The following is a 15,766-nucleotide window of genomic DNA, read 5'->3' on the forward strand; positions in this document are numbered from 1 at the left end:
CACCGTCATCTATCAGCATCTCTCATCTAGATCTCATGTGCATCCGGAACAATGGGTGGCATGGGAAAGGAAACGTTGCGCCGCATTGTGGCTTTATTCGCCGTGGTGGCGGTAATCGGCTTAGGCATCTTTGGAATCAGCCGCGCCATGGGCGGGCCTTCGGACCAGGATCTAGGCGAAGGGTTCATCTTCAAAGAAGATTCTCCTTCTCACACCAGTGGTGTACCTAACGGACCAACGCAGTCACCGAGTCCGTCAGAGTCTACAACTGCCAAGCCAACGCCTACTCCGTCCACAACGACTAAACCAAGCAGGTCAACGAAAAATCCGTCGCCAAAACCCACCGCAACGGTTAAGCCCAAACCAACAGCGCCCGCTCCGCCTAAGAAAACCGTCACGCCATTGCCTCCCTCAGGTAGCCAAAACTACGATGACGACGACGATGATGATTACGAAGCTGATGACGACGATGCGGCCGACGACGTAGGCGACGATGACTAAAGCACCCGAACGCAGATGGTCCATCCGCGCTCGCGTGCTTACTGGCATGTTGCTCCTGGTCGGCCTGGCTCTTGTTGCTGCTGGTGCTGCAAGCTTCGCTGTGCAACGCCATGAACTCAATGAACGACTTGATGAATCCCTCTCACGGTCCGTCAAAGAATTCGGCGTGCTAACCGAAACGGGTGTTGACCCACGGACCATGAAACGATTCGAACATGCCGAGGACCTGCTCTACATCGCAATGCAGCGCACCCTCCCCTCCCCTAAGCAAGGAATGGTCTCCTTGGTTGGCAAGGAGGTGCGTTGGACTGCGCCGGATATAGTAGGCATCCGGCTGGAAGACGACCCCGAATTCATCGAATGGGCCTACCAGGTTCAAGACAGCAACCATATTCGGCTCGGCACCGTAAAGACTGACGTCGCCACCTACCGTGCCGTAGTGGTCCCGGTAAGCTTGCCTGCCGACCACGAGCGCGGCTCCTTTGTCTTGGCCTATGACTACTCGGCCGAGGCTATAGCAAATGACCGGAACTTCATGATCTACAGTGCCGTGGGTGCTTCGGTCATGTTGTTGTCGGCCCTGGCTGCGTGGCTGGTTGTGGGACGAATGCTGGAGCCGATTCGCAGATTGCAGACCACCGCGCAGCAGATCTCCGAAACCGATGTTTCCCAGCGCATTGAGGTCTCCGGCAATGACGAGTTCGCGGACCTGACCGTCACGGTTAATGAAATGCTGGACCGCCTCGATGGCGCGTTGAAAGCCCAACGCCAGCTTCTGGACGATGTGGGACATGAACTTCGCACTCCGGTGACGATCATCAATGGCCACCTGGAGCTCATGGATCCCCATGACTCGCAGGATGTGGAGCAGAGCCGCGATATCGCCATGGACGAGTTGGGTCGCATGTCCCTGCTCATCAATGACCTGGTGACACTCGCCAAGACCAACCGCACAGACTTCCTGCAAATTGAGCCGGTCCAGGTAGGCAAGCTGCTTGACGACATCCTGGATAAGGCCCGCGGGCTGGGCCAGCGCCAATGGCGCATCGACTACCGCACCGAGGCTACGGTCCGATTGGACCCGGCACGCCTGACCCAGGCCATGCTGCAGCTATGCGCCAACGCGGTGAAATTCTCGGAAGAGAATAGCCGTATTGCTCTGGGAAACGAGATCTTGCGGAACGGCCATGGAGAGACCACCCTGCGCTGGTGGGTATCCGATGCCGGTATCGGCATTCGCTCTGATGATTTGGAACGCATCTTTGAACGCTTTGGCCGCGGGCAGAATTCTGCGCGCTCATCGGGCTCCGGTTTGGGCCTGAATATTGTGCAAGCTATCGCCGAAACTCACGGTGGACGCGTCTGGGTAAACTCGGAGCCAAAAAACGGTTCCACGTTCTATATTGATCTGCCGCTGTCGACAGGAAGCAAGGAAGAATGAGCCAAATATTGATCGTAGAAGACGAACCTCGCATCAGCTCTTTTGTCGCAAAAGGACTGCGTGCCGCCGGACTGACCTCCTCGATTGCCCAGACCGGCCACGACGGATTCAGCCAAGCGCTCGACGGCGATCACGAATTGATCATCTTGGATTTGGGCTTGCCGGACGAAGACGGCTTCTCTGTCCTGCGCCGGCTGCGGGCAGCGCACATCACCATCCCGGTCATCATTCTCACCGCTCGCGGAAGCGTTGAGGATACTGTCGCCGGACTGCAAAATGGCGCCGATGACTACATGGCCAAGCCATTCCATTTTGATGAGCTGCTTGCCCGGGTTCGGCTGCGATTGCGGACCGACGACCACGCCCCTGAAGCTTCTTCCTTGACTCATGAAAACCTGCACATGGATCTGCTACGCAGACGAGTTACGGTGGATTCAACAGAAGTAGATCTCTCCGCCCGTGAATTCGCACTTACCGAGGCCTTCTTGCGCAACCCTGGCCAGGTGCTCAGCCGTGAACAACTGCTCTCACGGGTTTGGGGCTACGATTTTGATCCCGGTTCCAACGTCGTAGATGTTTACGTCCGCTACCTTCGCAACAAACTCGGCTCGTCACGCTTCGAGACCGTCCGCGGATTCGGCTACCGGCTAGCGGCCTCAAAATAACTGGACGGAGCACGGGTTAGCCCAGCGTTGGATCCGGGACAAAATTCTGTTGCAACAACCTGCTCCAGCGGTTCGCAGGAAGATGCGGATTCAGCAGAGCCACGCCGATGCAGTACTTGGACATGGATACTTCGCGAATGCCCAGCTCTGCCAGGGCCCGGTCTGAGGCTCCGCGACCATTAGCGGACTTCGTCTCGACAACAACCAGGTCCGGCCCGTTGATCTGCTTATTGGCGTTGGCGTATTCCAATTCGACATCGCAGGTCAGGCGTTCAGAATCGATCGGGTTCACGAAGGTGGCGCGCGTGTAGGCACTGTCTAGCACCGGATGCAGTTCGGGGACTTGTTGGCCGTATTCGTTGTGCAGCACCGAGCCCAGGAACTGCAGGTTATCCACGGTCAGTTTTCCAGCCTCGTGCATCTCCTGCTGGATCCGGTGTTTCACGGTGGCCCCGCGCAATCCCTTGGTCTTGATTTCAAACATCGACAATCCGGTATCGGCATAGGTTCGTGAACGAACTTTGTAGCGTCTGCGCCGGCCCTGCCGGTGAGCCCGATATTGCTCGAAGTCCTCGGTATCGAAGTACACGGATTCATACCGGAAAGTTCGCAGGCCATCGATCTGCATGATCTTGAACTTCTCGCCTAGTCGTTCCGATAATGCAGTGAACTGCTGGGGCGTGAGCACGAATTTCTTATCAACACGCGTCTGCAACGCAGCTTCAGAAACGACTTCTTGCAAGCTGATTGGTTCGCGATGCGCGACAGCTTCTTCCAGCGCAATGCGGGCGCCAGCCGAGATAGCACTTCGAGTGCTGCTGTCCAGCGCGGTCATCGGGACCACGTATCCTGCTTGGTTCCGTTCTGCGAAGAAGAATTCCTTGCTGTGCTTTGTCCATTGGCCAGTTCGAATGTTCCCGCGTGGGCGAAGCTGCTATCCGATTTGGCCGCTGAAGTGGCATTTGTGCGGAACCGGACATCTACGATGGTCAGATCGCGAACCATGTCCAGCTCGACCACCACGGTGCGCAGAACCTTGGCATCCAGCAGTTCTTCGAGCGCTGCTTGAAGTTCAGGCTTTTTCGGGTAGGCCTTTTCCAAGGTGACCGTCTGGCGTTCGGTACGTGGGGCGAAACTTGGGTGATCGGCGAGGAACATGACAAGCACCAGAGCCGCGGTGGCCGAAGGGGCCAACCACGCTGGATCTGGGTGCAGCCCGTTGACCAGTCCGATGGCCAGCGATATGAAGTAGTAGGCAACTTCTTCCTGGGTCAGCGTGTCTGACCGAAGGCGAATGATGGAAAGGATGCCGAAGAGTCCGAGCCCCAGCCCCATGCCTGCCCCGCTGCCAGAAAGCAGCAGGGTCACCGCGAAAATTCCCATGCTCAATGCGATGTACGCAAGCACCAAATCGCGGCGGAAATGGCGACGGAAGTATACGAAGTACACCAGCACGGTAATGCCAATGACGTTTGAGGCTAGACCTGTCCAGAAAGACAACATTCTTATCCCTTTCAATGATGTGAAGCGATGATCCCTTCTAAGTGAACTTTAGGTGAATAGAATGAAGACAAATGTAGAACAGGATGAGAAAGTCCTCATATTACTGAATGCTTCATGACCTGCAGTTTTAAGTTTTCAGCCGTTGAAATGCGATGATTCGCCGCTCACGCTGCATGTAGATAGTGTCCGATTAAGACAAACGGCGGCTCGTCCCGTAATGAGACGAGCCGCCGTTTGGCGATATTGCGGTTGCTTACTTGCCAGCTTCGATTTCAGCCTTGGCCGAAGCATCCGAATCGTTCAGGAATTTGCCGATCCGATCAACTTCTTCAGCTTCGCCGATGGCTGCGGCCGCACGACCCAGCGCGTAGAGCGAGCGGAGGAAGCCGCGGTTAGGCTCGTGGCTCCAAGGAACGGGTCCCTGGCCGCGCCATCCGGCCTTGCGCAACGAGTCGAGGCCGCGGTGGTAGCCCACGCGAGCGAACGCGTAGGACTCCACGGTGCGGCCTTCGCCATGTGCTTCGTCGGCCAGCAGCGCCCACACCAGGGAAGATGATGGGAAGTTAGCGGCCAAATCAACTGGCTCATCGCCAGCTTCGAGGCGTGCCAAGACCTCGGACTCTTCGGGGAGCAGCGTTTCTGGAATGCCCAGCAGGTTCTCTCCTGCCATCTTTACTTCAGCGACTTTCCGGCCGAGCCCAGCTGCTGAGCAGCTTCTACGATGCGAGCTGCCATGGACTCTTCAGCCTTGGCACCCCAAACGCGCGGGTCATAGGTCTTCTTGTTGCCAACTTCGCCGTCGATCTTCAGCACGCCGTCGTAGTTGCTCAGCATGTGGCCGGCGACCGGACGGGTGAATGCGTACTGGGTATCGGTATCGATGTTCATCTTGATGACACCGTAGGCAACAGCGTCAGCGATTTCCTGCTCGGAGGAGCCCGAACCACCGTGGAATACGAGGTCGAAAGGGTTTTCCTTGCCGATCTTGGCGCCAACCTGAGCCTGGATGTCCTTCAGGATCTCCGGACGCAGCTTCACGTTGCCTGGCTTGTAAACGCCGTGGACGTTGCCGAAGGTCAGCGCGGTGATGTAGCGGCCCTTTTCGCCAGCACCCAGGGCATCGATGGTTGCCAGCGCATCCTCAACGGTGGAGTACAGCTTGTCGTTGATGGCGTTTTCCACGCCGTCTTCTTCGCCGCCCACTGCGCCAATTTCAACTTCGAGGATCTGCTTGGCAGCTGCGGTGCGTGGAAGCAGTTCTGCAGCGATGCGCAGGTTTTCTTCGAGGGTTTCAGCCGAACCATCCCACATGTGGGAGTTGAAGAATGGGTCGCGGCCGGCCGCAACTTCTGCTTCCGATGCAGCCAGCAGTGGCAGCACGAAGCTGTCCAGCTTGTCTGCTGGGCAGTGGTCGGTATGCAAGGCGATGTTGACGCCGTAGTTCTTGGCTACTTCGCGGGCGAAGGCCGCGAAGCCCAACGAGCCTGCGACCATGTCCTTGATGGAGGCGCCGGACCAGTAGGCGGCACCGCCAGTGGAGACCTGGATAATGCCGTCAGACTCGGCTTCGGCGAAGCCACGGATTGCGGCGTTCAGGGTCTGCGAGCTGGTCACGTTCACTGCTGGGAAGGCGTAGCCGCCTGCCTTGGCAGCATCAATCATGGCATTGTACTTATCGGGGGTTGCGATAGGCATGCTTCACTCCTGGTGGTTAGCGAGGTTTCGCGTCTCCATTGACGGCGGTTCGCCATCCATCCTATCGCCTAGGTCACTATCTCTACCTAAAATCTCATATCGTGACACGGTAAAGAACCACGTATCTGCAAAGACAGCGGCCGCCGGGAACGAGTGGAACACTCGCCTCCGACGGCCGCCGTCTAGACAGTGATTGGCTATTCGGTAATGGATTCTGACAAGCTTGCACCTTCGCTCGGATCAATTGAGACCTCAAGGCTCAAGGAATTCGATCCTGAAGGTTCCGACGTCGTGGCTGGCGAACTGCTCGTTGCACCGGTACGGGTTGTAGGGCTGCCAGAAGTCTGTTCAGACGACGATTCCTCGATGGCCTCGAACGAACTTTTATTAGTCTCAGCCGATCCCTCAGGTGTCACCGTCGTCGATGGTTTCGGCGATGGAGAATCAGGGGATTTCGGAGGAAGCGATGACCCGTCTGGCGATTTGGTGCCTGTTGTCGGTTCCGTCGTCGGAGCGGTAGAGGACGGCGGCTCGCTAGTAGTCGGGGCCTCGGTCTCGCTCTTGGACGGCGAGGTGGATTCGCTCGGGCTCTTCGATCCCGTAGGGCTCTTGCTCTCGTCATCGCTCTGGCTTGGCGTCGGCTTGGCCGACTTGGTTGGCGTAGGACGCGGCTTCGGAGAAGGAACGTATGGAGTGTCGTTCTCTGGAACTACGATGTCCGGATCTGGGGCATGGTTGGACTGGCCAGAATTCTGCGAACCGTTTCCTTTCGGCGCGGTGTTCGCATTGACGGTCAGCCGCTGGGAATCGATCATTGCATTACGCTGGCCCGGGATCAGAGGCAGGTAATTGCGCGGGTCGTGCCAGCGTCCATCGATGATGACTTCAAAGTGCACGTGGCAGCCGGTGGAGTTGCCTGTGGTTCCGGCGAGCGCGATCAATTCACCCTGCTTCACGCTCTGGCCAACCTTGGCGATCAGTTTTGAGTTATGGCTGTAACCGGTTTGGACGTTGAACCCATGGTCAATGGTCACGCGCATGCCGGAGTGCCCAGCCCACGCCGAGACCGAGACGGTGCCGTCTTCGGCAGCGTAAACCGGCGAACCGCAAGAAATTGGGTAGTCCTGGCCGATATGGATCTGGTTGCCCGGGCCGGTGGGGTTCGCGCGCCAACCGTAAGGGCTGGAAATGCGACGGGTCGTCACCGGGTGCATCAGCTGCAAGTCCCCGGGAAGCTTGCCAAGTTCACCAACGGTTCCGGCCAGCAACGCGGTGGAATCTTCGCTGGCGCTGCTCGATTCAGACGTCTCGGTGGCACCCTCAATCATGCCAACTGGACGCCCATCAATGGCCAGTTCCTTGCCGGAAGCTCCGAAGGCATTCAGTGGAGCATCACCACTGACAAAAACGGGACCATCGCCGACCGAGTAGTCAACGATAGCTTCCATCGATACCGGAACGTCGCCCTGACGCGAATCGGCGGGCTGCGCCACGAGAGGAATAGCCAACGCTCCCGTCAGCGCGAAGGCAGCAGCTATAGAGGTCGTCCAGATGACCACAGGTTTCTTGCGTCGGGGTAATCCGGGCAGCAATAGATCATGGTTCACTTGATGACGACGATTCACAGCCACTCACTCCCAGATCACATTTTCATAACCGATTAACAGCGTATGCGCAAAAATGCAACTAATCCAGATGCTCGACTAAAACTCTTCAGTAATAATTCCTGCGTTAGCTGACCCGCTGCCCAAATACGTGCCGGCGGACCCATGCATGCATGGCTATTCCAGCTGCAGAGGCGGCATTGATTGATCGTGTTGAGCCGAATTGTTCAATTGACAGGGTGTCCTTGGCAGCAGCGTGAACTTCCGGGCTCAAACCGGGCCCCTCTTGGCCAAAGACCATGACGCAATTCTTAGGAATATCGTAGGTTTCCAGCGGCACGGAGTCTGGGAAAATGTCGATTCCCAATATCGTGAGCCCCTCAGATTCGGCCCAGATAACAAAATCCTCGACGGTCGGGTGATGACGCACATGTTGGTAACGATCTGTCACCATTGCACCCCTTCGATTCCAACGGCGACGGCCAATAATATGGACTTCCTTGGCCAGGAACGCGTTGGCACTGCGCACCACCGTGCCGATATTCATGTCATGCTGCCAATTTTCAATGGCAATATGGAAGTCATGGCGGCGCTCGTCTAGATCCGCAATGATGGCATCCATTTTCCAGTAACGATATTTGTCAGCGACATTGCGCCGGTCGCCCAGTTCCAGCAACTCAGGATCATACTTTTCATCTAATGGGAGCTCCCCTTCCCAGGGGCCCACTCCGATGACATGCTGCTCGCTGGGGTCGTTGACCGGGTCATGCAATTCTTGATTCACGTTATTAAGCGTAGTTCTTTCTGATCGTGCCCTTGTTCACGGCGCAATTCCCCAAGGCTGTGTAGTCTTTTTAGTAGCAGGGGAATCTTTCAACGCAGATAGCTCCCACCACAATTTCATCAGGGAGGACTTCACCTCGTGACGACTACCAACCGCGCCGCACGCACTGTCCATGACATCAAGTGCTGGCTCACTGATATGGACGGCGTTCTTGTCCACGAAAATCAGGCCGTTAAGGGTGCCGCAGAGTTGATGGGGTACTGGCGTGAGAACAATCTGCGTTTCCTGGTTTTGACCAATAACTCCATCTTCACCCCGCGCGACCTTCGTGCGCGCCTGCTCGCTTCGGGACTGGACGTTCCAGAGGAGAACATCTGGACCTCGGCTATGGCCACGGCAGAGTTCTTGGCTCGCCAGCGCCCAGGTGGCCGCACCTTTGTGATCGGTGAAGCGGGTTTGACCACGGCCTTGCACGATGCAGGGTTCATCATGACCGACCAGAACCCGGACTACGTGGTGCTGGGCGAGACCCGCACCTACTCTTTCGAAGCTATCACCAAGGCAATCCGGCTCATTGAAGGTGGCGCCAAGTTCATCGCCACCAATCCGGACGCCACCGGTCCATCAGCCGAAGGCCTCTTGCCTGCAACGGGCGCCATCGCCGCATTGATCTCTCGAGCAACGAATCGCGAACCATACGTGGTGGGCAAGCCGAACCCAATGATGTTTCGTTCCGCGTTGAACCGCATCGATGCGCATTCGGAAACCACGGCCATGATTGGCGACCGCATGGACACCGACATTGTCGCTGGCATGGAAGCTGGCCTGCTGACCGCTTTGGTCTTTACCGGCATCACAGCCCGCGAAGATATGGACACCTTCCCGTTCCGCCCGGACCTGCAGTACCCCTCTGTAGCGAACCTGCATGCAGAACTGGCCAAGGGCGCGCAACCAACTGAAACTCCTGCAACGAAGAAGTAGTTCTCGATGCATGCTGAAGGCCGGGCTTTGCCCGGCCTTCAGCGTTTCCCGGGACATCAGCGAATCTGCGCCCCGCGACGTATCCTGAAGCAGTGAGTGAGCCAGTACCCGACGAAGTCCCCGGTGCCCGCAAACGCGGACGCCCCAAAGGAAGTACCACCGGATCAACAAAGTCCAAGATCCTCAAAGCCGCATCCAAGGAATTCGCCCATGCCGGCTTCGAGGGGGCGAGCCTGCGTTCCGTAGCCCGCCGAGCCTCAGTGGATCCAGCTTTGGTGCACCACTATTTCAAGGACAAGAGCGAGCTCTTCATCCAGACCATGCACCTCCCGGCCAACCCGGCAGCCATCATTGGGCAGGCGGTGACCGCACCGCTGGAAGAATTGGGCTACGCGCTGACCAGTGCCCTGATCAGCACCTGGCGAAAACCAGCATTTCGGCCGCCTGCGATAGCCATGGTTCGAGGACTGATCTCCAGCAACAACGCCACAAAAATTTTAAAGCCGTTCATCCAGAAAGAGATCTTCTCCCGGGTGGGCGCTCGCCTGCCCCAGGAAACGGCAGAAGCGCGTGTTGCACTGGTGGCCAGCCAGTTCATCGGCCTGATTATCGCCCGGTATGTTGTTGCCTTAGAGCCCTTGGCCTCCATGGACGATGATGAGCTCATCGAACTTGTCGCTCCAACAATTCAGCGCTACCTCACCGGGGATCTTCCTATCCAAAAGCATTGACTTGTCCGCCAAACGGGTCTCTAATTCATTATGTGATGAATAAAACGGCTTGTATCGACGTGCAAGAACTCAAGGTCAAGAGGGGCAAGAATCTGGTCCTGGACCAGCTGAGCTTCCAGCTTGAAGCGGGCAAGATCATCGGGCTGCTTGGTCCCAGCGGAAGCGGTAAGAGCACACTGCTGCGCAGCATCGTTGGCAACCAGATCATCACCAGCGGCACCGTCACCGTCCTGGGCCTGCCATCGGGCAGCAAGGCCTTGCGGCACAAAGTCGGCTACATGACCCAGGCAGCAAGTGTCTATGACGATCTGACGGTAAGGCAGAACGTCGCCTATTTCGCCAAAATTCTTGGGCTCCCCGATGAAGAGGTGGACCGCGTCATCCACGGCACTGACCTCTCTGGGCAGGCTTCCCGCCTCGTCATTGACCTCTCGGGTGGCCAACGCAATCGCGTCTCACTTGCCATCGCGCTACTGGGCAGCCCTGACATTGTCATCCTTGACGAGCCAACGGTCGGACTTGATCCGGTGCTTCGCGCAGATTTGTGGGACCTATTCGCCCGGCTGGCCGCCACCGGCTTGTGCTTGGTGGTTTCCAGCCACGTTATGGATGAGGCCATGCGTTGCGATCAAATCCTGCTGCTCCGAGAAGGAAAAATACTCGCTCAACTGACACCGTACGAACTCATGGAACGCACCGGAGCCACCGATCCGGAGACCGCATTTTTGAAACTCATTGATACCGGCGCCTCGATTTCGCATGACAATGCCACCCCTGCCCCTGATTCGGCACCTCGGCACCGCGCCAGCGCAGATGGGAGCAAATAATGCGCAGAACGTTAGCCACCGCCGGCAGGGTGCTGAACCAAGTCCGCCACGACCCCCGGACCATTGCCTTGATGCTCGTGGTCCCCAGCCTGCTGATCGGATTAATCGCTTGGATATTCACCGATACGCCTGCATTCCAGCGCATCGGCCCCGCCATGATTGCCCTGTTCCCCTTTGTCGTGATGTTCCTGGTCACCAGCATCGCCACCCTGCGCGAACGGCGCAGTGGCACGCTTGAACGGCTTCTGAGCATGCCGCTAGCCAAGGGGGAATTCATCTTTGGCTACGCACTGGCTTTCACCCTGATCGCCATCGTCCAAACCATCATTGCCTCGAGCTTTGCCGTCTGGGTTTGCGGTCTGGAAATCTCAGGCAGTTTCTGGTTGATGTTCGCGGTGGCAGCGCTGGATGCACTGCTGGGAATCAGTCTTGGACTCATGGCCAGCGCCTTCGCCCGCACGGAATTCCAGGTCGTGCAGTTCATGCCGGCCTTGGTCGTCCCCCAATTCTTGCTGGCGGGAATCATCCTTCCCCGAGACCAGCTTCCCGGAGTCCTCGAATCCATCGGCGATTGGCTGCCGCTGTCCCATGCCATCGACGCCCTTTCTGACGTCGCGGCAGGGACCACGGACTCGGACACAGCATTCAGCATGCTGGTGATCGTTGCGTGGATCGTCGTGGCTCTGCTTGTCGGATCGCTGACCCTGCGCCGGCGTACCGCGTAGCTACTAGCTAACAACCACCGGAGTATCCATCACCCGGCCTTCATCGACTTCGCGGATCTCGCCCACGATGTCGAACGCGTCCTGCTGGCCCAGATCTTCACTGTCCGCACCAATGAACGCGGTGAACCTGCCTGGCTCCACGATCCGGCGTCCGGCCAGTCCGGTAAACGACGTTCGGTCAGCATGCACGCTGAAGCACACCCGCTTCGATTCCCCCGCTTCGAGCTTGATCTTCGCAAAACCGGCCAGCCACCGTCGCGGACGAACTACTTGCGAGATCTCATCGGAGAGATACAGCTGAACGGCTTCGGCACCCTGGCGCCCCCCGGTATTAGTCACGGTGGCGCTAACTTCCAATGTCCCTTCTGTCGAGATTTCCGTGGCTGATAACTCAAGCGCGGAGATTTCGAAGCTCGTGTAGGACAGTCCGTAGCCGAAGGGATAGAGCGGGCGCGGATCCAGGTTCGAGACGCCATCCGAATGCCAACCGAGCTTGGGCGCCAGATACGTTCCGGGTTGTCCGCCAGTATGGTCGGGAATCTGCACCGGCAGTTTGCCCGAGGGATTCACCTCACCGGTCAGCACTCTGGCCACGGCGGGTCCACCTTCAACGCCGGGCATGAAGCACTGGAGAATGCCCGCCGCCCGGTCGGCGAATTGTCCCAGCGAATAGGGGCGCCCGGTGACCAATACCAGGACGGTCGGCGTACCGGTTTCCAGCACGGCCTCAACCAGTTCCGCCTGGCGTCCAGGCAGTTTCAGATCCACCGCGTCACAGCCCTCGCCGGAGGTTCCCCGGCCAAAGAGACCAGCCAAATCCCCCACGGTCACCACCGCCACTTCGGCATTGCGCGCCGTCTCGACAGCCTGCTCGATGCCCGCCTCATCAAGGTCGGTGAAGTCCACTCCTCGGGCGTATTCGATCTGGCTTCCGGCGAGCGCCGGAGCTTCACGCAAGGCTTCGAGTATGGAGGTCATCTCCACGCCATGGTCTTCTTGCTCGGCGAAGCGCGAGTACACGTGGTTGGTAAAGGAATAGCAGCCCAGATGGGTGCGCGGCTGGGTGGCGCTCGGTCCGATCACCGCAAGGCGGGCTGGAGACTTCAGTGGCAGGATCTGATCATTGCGCAACAAGATGATGGATTCTTCGGCCATGATGCGGGCATGTTCCCGGTTCTGCTCGGAATCCAGTTCCACATCGTCACCATGCCAGGCTTGTTCGGGGCTGTAGTCCGAGTCCAGCAGGCCGGCCTCGATTTTCTGGGTGAGCACCCGGCTGACCGCGGTATCCAGGACTGACTCTTCCAAACGGCCGGAGCGTACCGCTTCTGCGAGGCGGGCGTAGGCAATCGTCTCCGGCAGTTCCACATCCATGCCGGCGTTCAGTGCCAGCAGGCCTGCGCTGTCTTCGCTGTCGGCGATTTCATGCATGCTGTGCAGAAAGCTCACGGCCCAGTAATCTGCCACCACGGTGCCGGTGAAGCCCCAGCGTTCACGCAGCACTTCGGTGAGCAGCCGGCGGCTGGCCGCCGGCGCTTCGCCGTCGATATCCGCGTAGGAATTCATCACCGACTGCACCTTGGCTTCGCGCACAGCTCGTTCAAAGGGCGGGAAGACAGTGTCCTCCAGCGCGCGCTGGCCAATGGAGACCGGTGCATGGTTGCGCCCGGCTTGCGAGGCAGCGTATCCGGCGAAATGCTTCAAGGTGGCGTTGACGCCAGAACCCTGCAAGCCTTTCACATAGGCGACTGCGAGCTCTCCGACCAGGTGAGGGTCTTCTCCGATGGTCTCTTCCACGCGTCCCCAGCGGTAATCGCGCACCACATCCAGCACCGGGGACAGTCCCTGGTGCACACCCATCTTTTTCATGTCGGCCCCGATGCGCGCAGCCATGGATTGCACCAGTTCCGGATTGAAGGTCGCTCCCCAGGCAATGGATGCCGGGTAGCAGGTGGCGCCCAGGGCGGTGAAGCCGGTCAGGCATTCTTCGTGGGCGATGGCCGGGATGCCGAAACGGTTGGAGGCCATGACCTGTTCTTGCAGTTCAGCCAGCTTGGTGCGGCCCTCGGCAGGGTCCAGCGGAACGGTGCCGAAGGCCCGGGTGATGTGTCCCAGCCCGTTGGCGATAGCTGTTTCGAAGCTCGGGCCGCCACCGAAGGTATCAGCCATCGGCGCCACATTGCTTTCGCCGTCATGTTGTTCTTCCTCCGGACGGATCCAGTAGGAGCCCAGCTGCCCAGCTTTTTCTTCGAGCGTCATCTGCGCTAGAAGGGCTGCCACGCGCTGGTCTGTTGGGAGGCTGGCATCGCGCCAGGTCTGCTCGGCAGTTTTCATGAAAATCCTATTCTCAAAAGTAGGTCGGGTGCTTTCAGGACCTTGGTCCCTAGCCCTTGACTGCACCCTGCAGTCCGTTGACGATGCGCTTTTGCATGGCGAGGAAGAAGATCAGCGCCGGAATCATCGCCAAGGCGGTGAAGGCGAAAACTCCAGCGGTATCCGCGGAGTGCTCGCTGGAATAATCGGCGACGCCCAGAGGCAGGGTGCGCATATCCCCTTGCAGCAGAAGCAGCGGCAGCAAGTAGGCATTCCATGAACCGACGAAGGCCAGGACGCCGACGGTAACCATGCCCGGGCCGGAGAGCGGCAGCAGGATGCGCCAGAAGAAACCAATCCGGCTGGCACCATCCAATTGGGCTGCCTCTTCCAATTCCTGGGGCAGCGCCATGAGGAAGGGGCGCAGGATGACCACGGTCATGGGCAGCGCGAAGGCTGCCTGCGGCAGGGCCACGCCCCACCAGGTGTTGCCCATGTGCAGGTCGCGGGTGATCAGGATGAACAGCGGAACGATGGCCACGGTGGCAGGGAAGAGCAGTCCCAGCACGAAGACCATGAAGATCGGTTCGCGCATCCTGAACTGGTAGCGGGCCAGCGGGTAGGCGGCCATGATGCCCAGGACCACGACGATCACCGTGGTGATCACCGCGATCATGGTGGAGTTCAGCGCGTAGTGCCAGAAGTCCGGGTTTTTCAGCACACCCAGATAGTTATCCAGCACCCAGGGTGCCGGCAGGCCCGCCGGGTTCTCGGCGAGCTGCGCATTGCTGCGGAACCCGCCCAGGACGCCGTAGAGCACCGGGCCGAGGGTCAGCGCCACCACTGCGAGGGCGATGGCGTAGACGACAACGTTTCCGCCTTGGTTCCGCGCGCGCTTCTTGGCGCGCAATGCCTGTGCCGGGGTCTGCTGCGGGCCGGTGGCCACTGTGGCGCTCATGCTTTGACCTTCTTCGCCTTGGTTCGTTCGTCATCTGGCTGCGAGTCCCGCTTGAGGACAAACTGCTGGTAGGACACCGCGAGGATCAGGGCGACGATGAACAGCACCACCGAGGCGGCGGCTGCCACGCCGAAGTTCTGCCGCTTGGTTCCTTCAGATACCAGGAAGCTGGCCATGGTGGTGGTGGAGTTGGCCGGCCCGCCGCCGGTGAGGATCCACACCATATCGAACAGCTGCAGCGAGCCGATCATCGAGAGGAATCCCCACGTGCGCAGGGTAGGCCCGAGCAGCGGAATGGTGATCTTGCGCTGGATTTGCCACCAGGATGCCCCGTCGATCTCCGCTGCTTCGTAGAGCTCGGAGGGCACGCCCTGCAGCCCGGCCAAGAACAAGATGACGGCCAGGCCAAGGTACTTCCAGGTCAGCACCACCAGTACAGTCCACAGTGCCAGCTCGGGTGTACCCAGCCAGCCCTGGGCCGGGCCCTGGATTCCCAGCTTGGACAGGATGGTGTCGATGACCCCGTACTGCGGCTGCAGCAGCTGGAACCAGATGACGCCGGCGATGACCTCGGAGAGCACGTAGGGAACAAAGATGATGGTGCGCAGCAGCGACTGGATCTTCATCTTCCGATTCAGCAGCAGGGCGATTCCCAGGCCGATGGGCAGCTGCAGCGCAATGGACCCGCCGATGATGATCAGGTTGTGGATCATCGCATCGGTGAAAACCTCGTTTTGCAGCACCCGCGCGTAGTTTTTCAGCCCGACAAAGTCCACTAGCGGGCCGAAGCCTTTCCAGTTGTACACCGAGAAGCGCACAGCTTGGACGATGGGCAGCAGCATGAACACAGCGATTAGCACGAGCGCTGGGCTGACAAAGAACAGGATCTCCAGCGTCTTGCGCCGATCCGCTGGCTTGCGCCGGCGGCGCTCGGCTTTCGCCACCGCGGCTTCAGCTGGCTCCTGCACGGCGGCTGCAGCCTGTGCTGCCGGGCCTTCACCCGCCGGGCTTGATGCATAAGTCACTTCTTGAGACACG

Annotated in this window: 16 protein-coding genes; 7 read left to right on the top strand and 9 right to left on the bottom strand. The window is 58.9% G+C overall.

Features of this window, described 5'->3' with window-relative positions; genetic code table 11:
- The first annotated feature begins 60 nt into the window (after nt 1–60).
- The 3 genes from ACT7DV_RS04465 to ACT7DV_RS04475 are packed head-to-tail and all read left to right on the top strand — an operon-like array spanning nt 61 to nt 2,607.
- A complete protein-coding gene (locus tag ACT7DV_RS04465; RefSeq protein WP_444661072.1) occupies nt 61–501 on the top strand; it encodes a hypothetical protein in 441 nt (146 codons plus the stop codon).
- A complete protein-coding gene (locus ACT7DV_RS04470; RefSeq protein WP_444661073.1) occupies nt 494–1,942 on the top strand; it encodes a sensor histidine kinase in 1,449 nt (482 codons plus the stop codon). The genes ACT7DV_RS04465 and ACT7DV_RS04470 overlap by 8 nt, the downstream gene beginning before the upstream one ends.
- Complete coding sequence (locus ACT7DV_RS04475) at nt 1,939–2,607, top strand: response regulator transcription factor (RefSeq protein ID WP_444661074.1); 669 nt, start codon at nt 1,939–1,941, stop codon at nt 2,605–2,607. The genes ACT7DV_RS04470 and ACT7DV_RS04475 overlap by 4 nt, the downstream gene beginning before the upstream one ends.
- A gap of 16 nt (nt 2,608–2,623) precedes the next feature.
- Here ACT7DV_RS04475 and ACT7DV_RS04480 read toward each other — a convergent pair whose 3' ends face one another.
- The 6 genes from ACT7DV_RS04480 to ACT7DV_RS04505 form a co-directional block, all read right to left on the bottom strand.
- Nucleotides 2,624–3,442 carry a polyphosphate polymerase domain-containing protein gene (locus tag ACT7DV_RS04480; RefSeq protein ID WP_444661075.1) on the bottom strand — a complete coding sequence of 273 codons (819 nt, stop codon included), beginning with the start codon at nt 3,440–3,442 and terminating at the stop codon, nt 2,624–2,626.
- A complete protein-coding gene (locus ACT7DV_RS04485) occupies nt 3,439–4,110 on the bottom strand; it encodes a DUF4956 domain-containing protein (protein ID WP_444661076.1) in 672 nt (223 codons plus the stop codon). The genes ACT7DV_RS04480 and ACT7DV_RS04485 overlap by 4 nt, the downstream gene beginning before the upstream one ends.
- A gap of 253 nt (nt 4,111–4,363) precedes the next feature.
- The gene (locus ACT7DV_RS04490) at nt 4,364–4,780 is read right to left on the bottom strand and encodes a DUF3151 domain-containing protein (RefSeq protein WP_060700319.1); all 417 of its coding nucleotides are present in this window, start codon (nt 4,778–4,780) and stop codon (nt 4,364–4,366) included.
- Nucleotides 4,781–4,782: 2 nt separating this feature from the next.
- Entirely contained in the window at nt 4,783–5,805 is a 1,023-nt protein-coding gene (gene fbaA / locus ACT7DV_RS04495; protein ID WP_060700318.1) for a class II fructose-bisphosphate aldolase, read from the bottom strand.
- A 197-nt stretch (nt 5,806–6,002) separates the two neighbouring features.
- Nucleotides 6,003–7,430, bottom strand: coding sequence for a peptidoglycan DD-metalloendopeptidase family protein (locus ACT7DV_RS04500; RefSeq protein WP_444661077.1), 1,428 nt, complete (start codon nt 7,428–7,430; stop codon nt 6,003–6,005).
- 106 nt (nt 7,431–7,536) lie between these two features.
- Entirely contained in the window at nt 7,537–8,193 is a 657-nt protein-coding gene (locus ACT7DV_RS04505; protein WP_444661078.1) for a TrmH family RNA methyltransferase, read from the bottom strand.
- Between the two features lie 138 nt (nt 8,194–8,331).
- Between ACT7DV_RS04505 and ACT7DV_RS04510 the strand changes: the two genes are divergently transcribed.
- The 4 genes from ACT7DV_RS04510 to ACT7DV_RS04525 all read left to right on the top strand — a co-directional run bounded on the left by ACT7DV_RS04510 (nt 8,332) and on the right by ACT7DV_RS04525 (nt 11,457).
- Nucleotides 8,332–9,174: an HAD-IIA family hydrolase gene (locus ACT7DV_RS04510; protein ID WP_060700315.1), complete on the top strand. Its 843-nt coding sequence runs from the start codon at nt 8,332–8,334 to the stop codon at nt 9,172–9,174.
- A gap of 92 nt (nt 9,175–9,266) precedes the next feature.
- Nucleotides 9,267–9,905: a TetR/AcrR family transcriptional regulator gene (locus ACT7DV_RS04515; protein WP_444661079.1), complete on the top strand. Its 639-nt coding sequence runs from the start codon at nt 9,267–9,269 to the stop codon at nt 9,903–9,905.
- A gap of 35 nt (nt 9,906–9,940) precedes the next feature.
- The gene (locus tag ACT7DV_RS04520) at nt 9,941–10,732 is read left to right on the top strand and encodes an ABC transporter ATP-binding protein (RefSeq protein ID WP_444661080.1); all 792 of its coding nucleotides are present in this window, start codon (nt 9,941–9,943) and stop codon (nt 10,730–10,732) included.
- Nucleotides 10,732–11,457, top strand: a complete 726-nt coding sequence (locus ACT7DV_RS04525; protein WP_444661081.1) for an ABC transporter permease — start codon at nt 10,732–10,734, stop codon at nt 11,455–11,457. The genes ACT7DV_RS04520 and ACT7DV_RS04525 overlap by 1 nt, the downstream gene beginning before the upstream one ends.
- Nucleotides 11,458–11,460: 3 nt before the next feature.
- Here ACT7DV_RS04525 and ACT7DV_RS04530 read toward each other — a convergent pair whose 3' ends face one another.
- Genes ACT7DV_RS04530 through ACT7DV_RS04540 form a run of 3 tightly spaced genes read right to left on the bottom strand, consistent with a single transcriptional unit; the run spans nt 11,461 to nt 15,765 of the window.
- Nucleotides 11,461–13,791, bottom strand: a complete 2,331-nt coding sequence (locus ACT7DV_RS04530; protein ID WP_444661082.1) for a glycoside hydrolase family 3 N-terminal domain-containing protein — start codon at nt 13,789–13,791, stop codon at nt 11,461–11,463.
- 49 nt (nt 13,792–13,840) lie between these two features.
- Complete coding sequence (locus ACT7DV_RS04535) at nt 13,841–14,728, bottom strand: carbohydrate ABC transporter permease (RefSeq protein WP_444661083.1); 888 nt, start codon at nt 14,726–14,728, stop codon at nt 13,841–13,843.
- Nucleotides 14,725–15,765 carry a carbohydrate ABC transporter permease gene (locus ACT7DV_RS04540; protein WP_444661084.1) on the bottom strand — a complete coding sequence of 347 codons (1,041 nt, stop codon included), beginning with the start codon at nt 15,763–15,765 and terminating at the stop codon, nt 14,725–14,727. Before ACT7DV_RS04540 ends, ACT7DV_RS04535 begins: the two co-directional genes overlap by 4 nt.
- Nucleotide 15,766: the final 1 nt, after the last annotated feature.

The organism is Glutamicibacter sp. TV12E, assembly GCF_052441935.1.
Lineage (GTDB): Bacteria > Actinomycetota > Actinomycetes > Actinomycetales > Micrococcaceae > Glutamicibacter.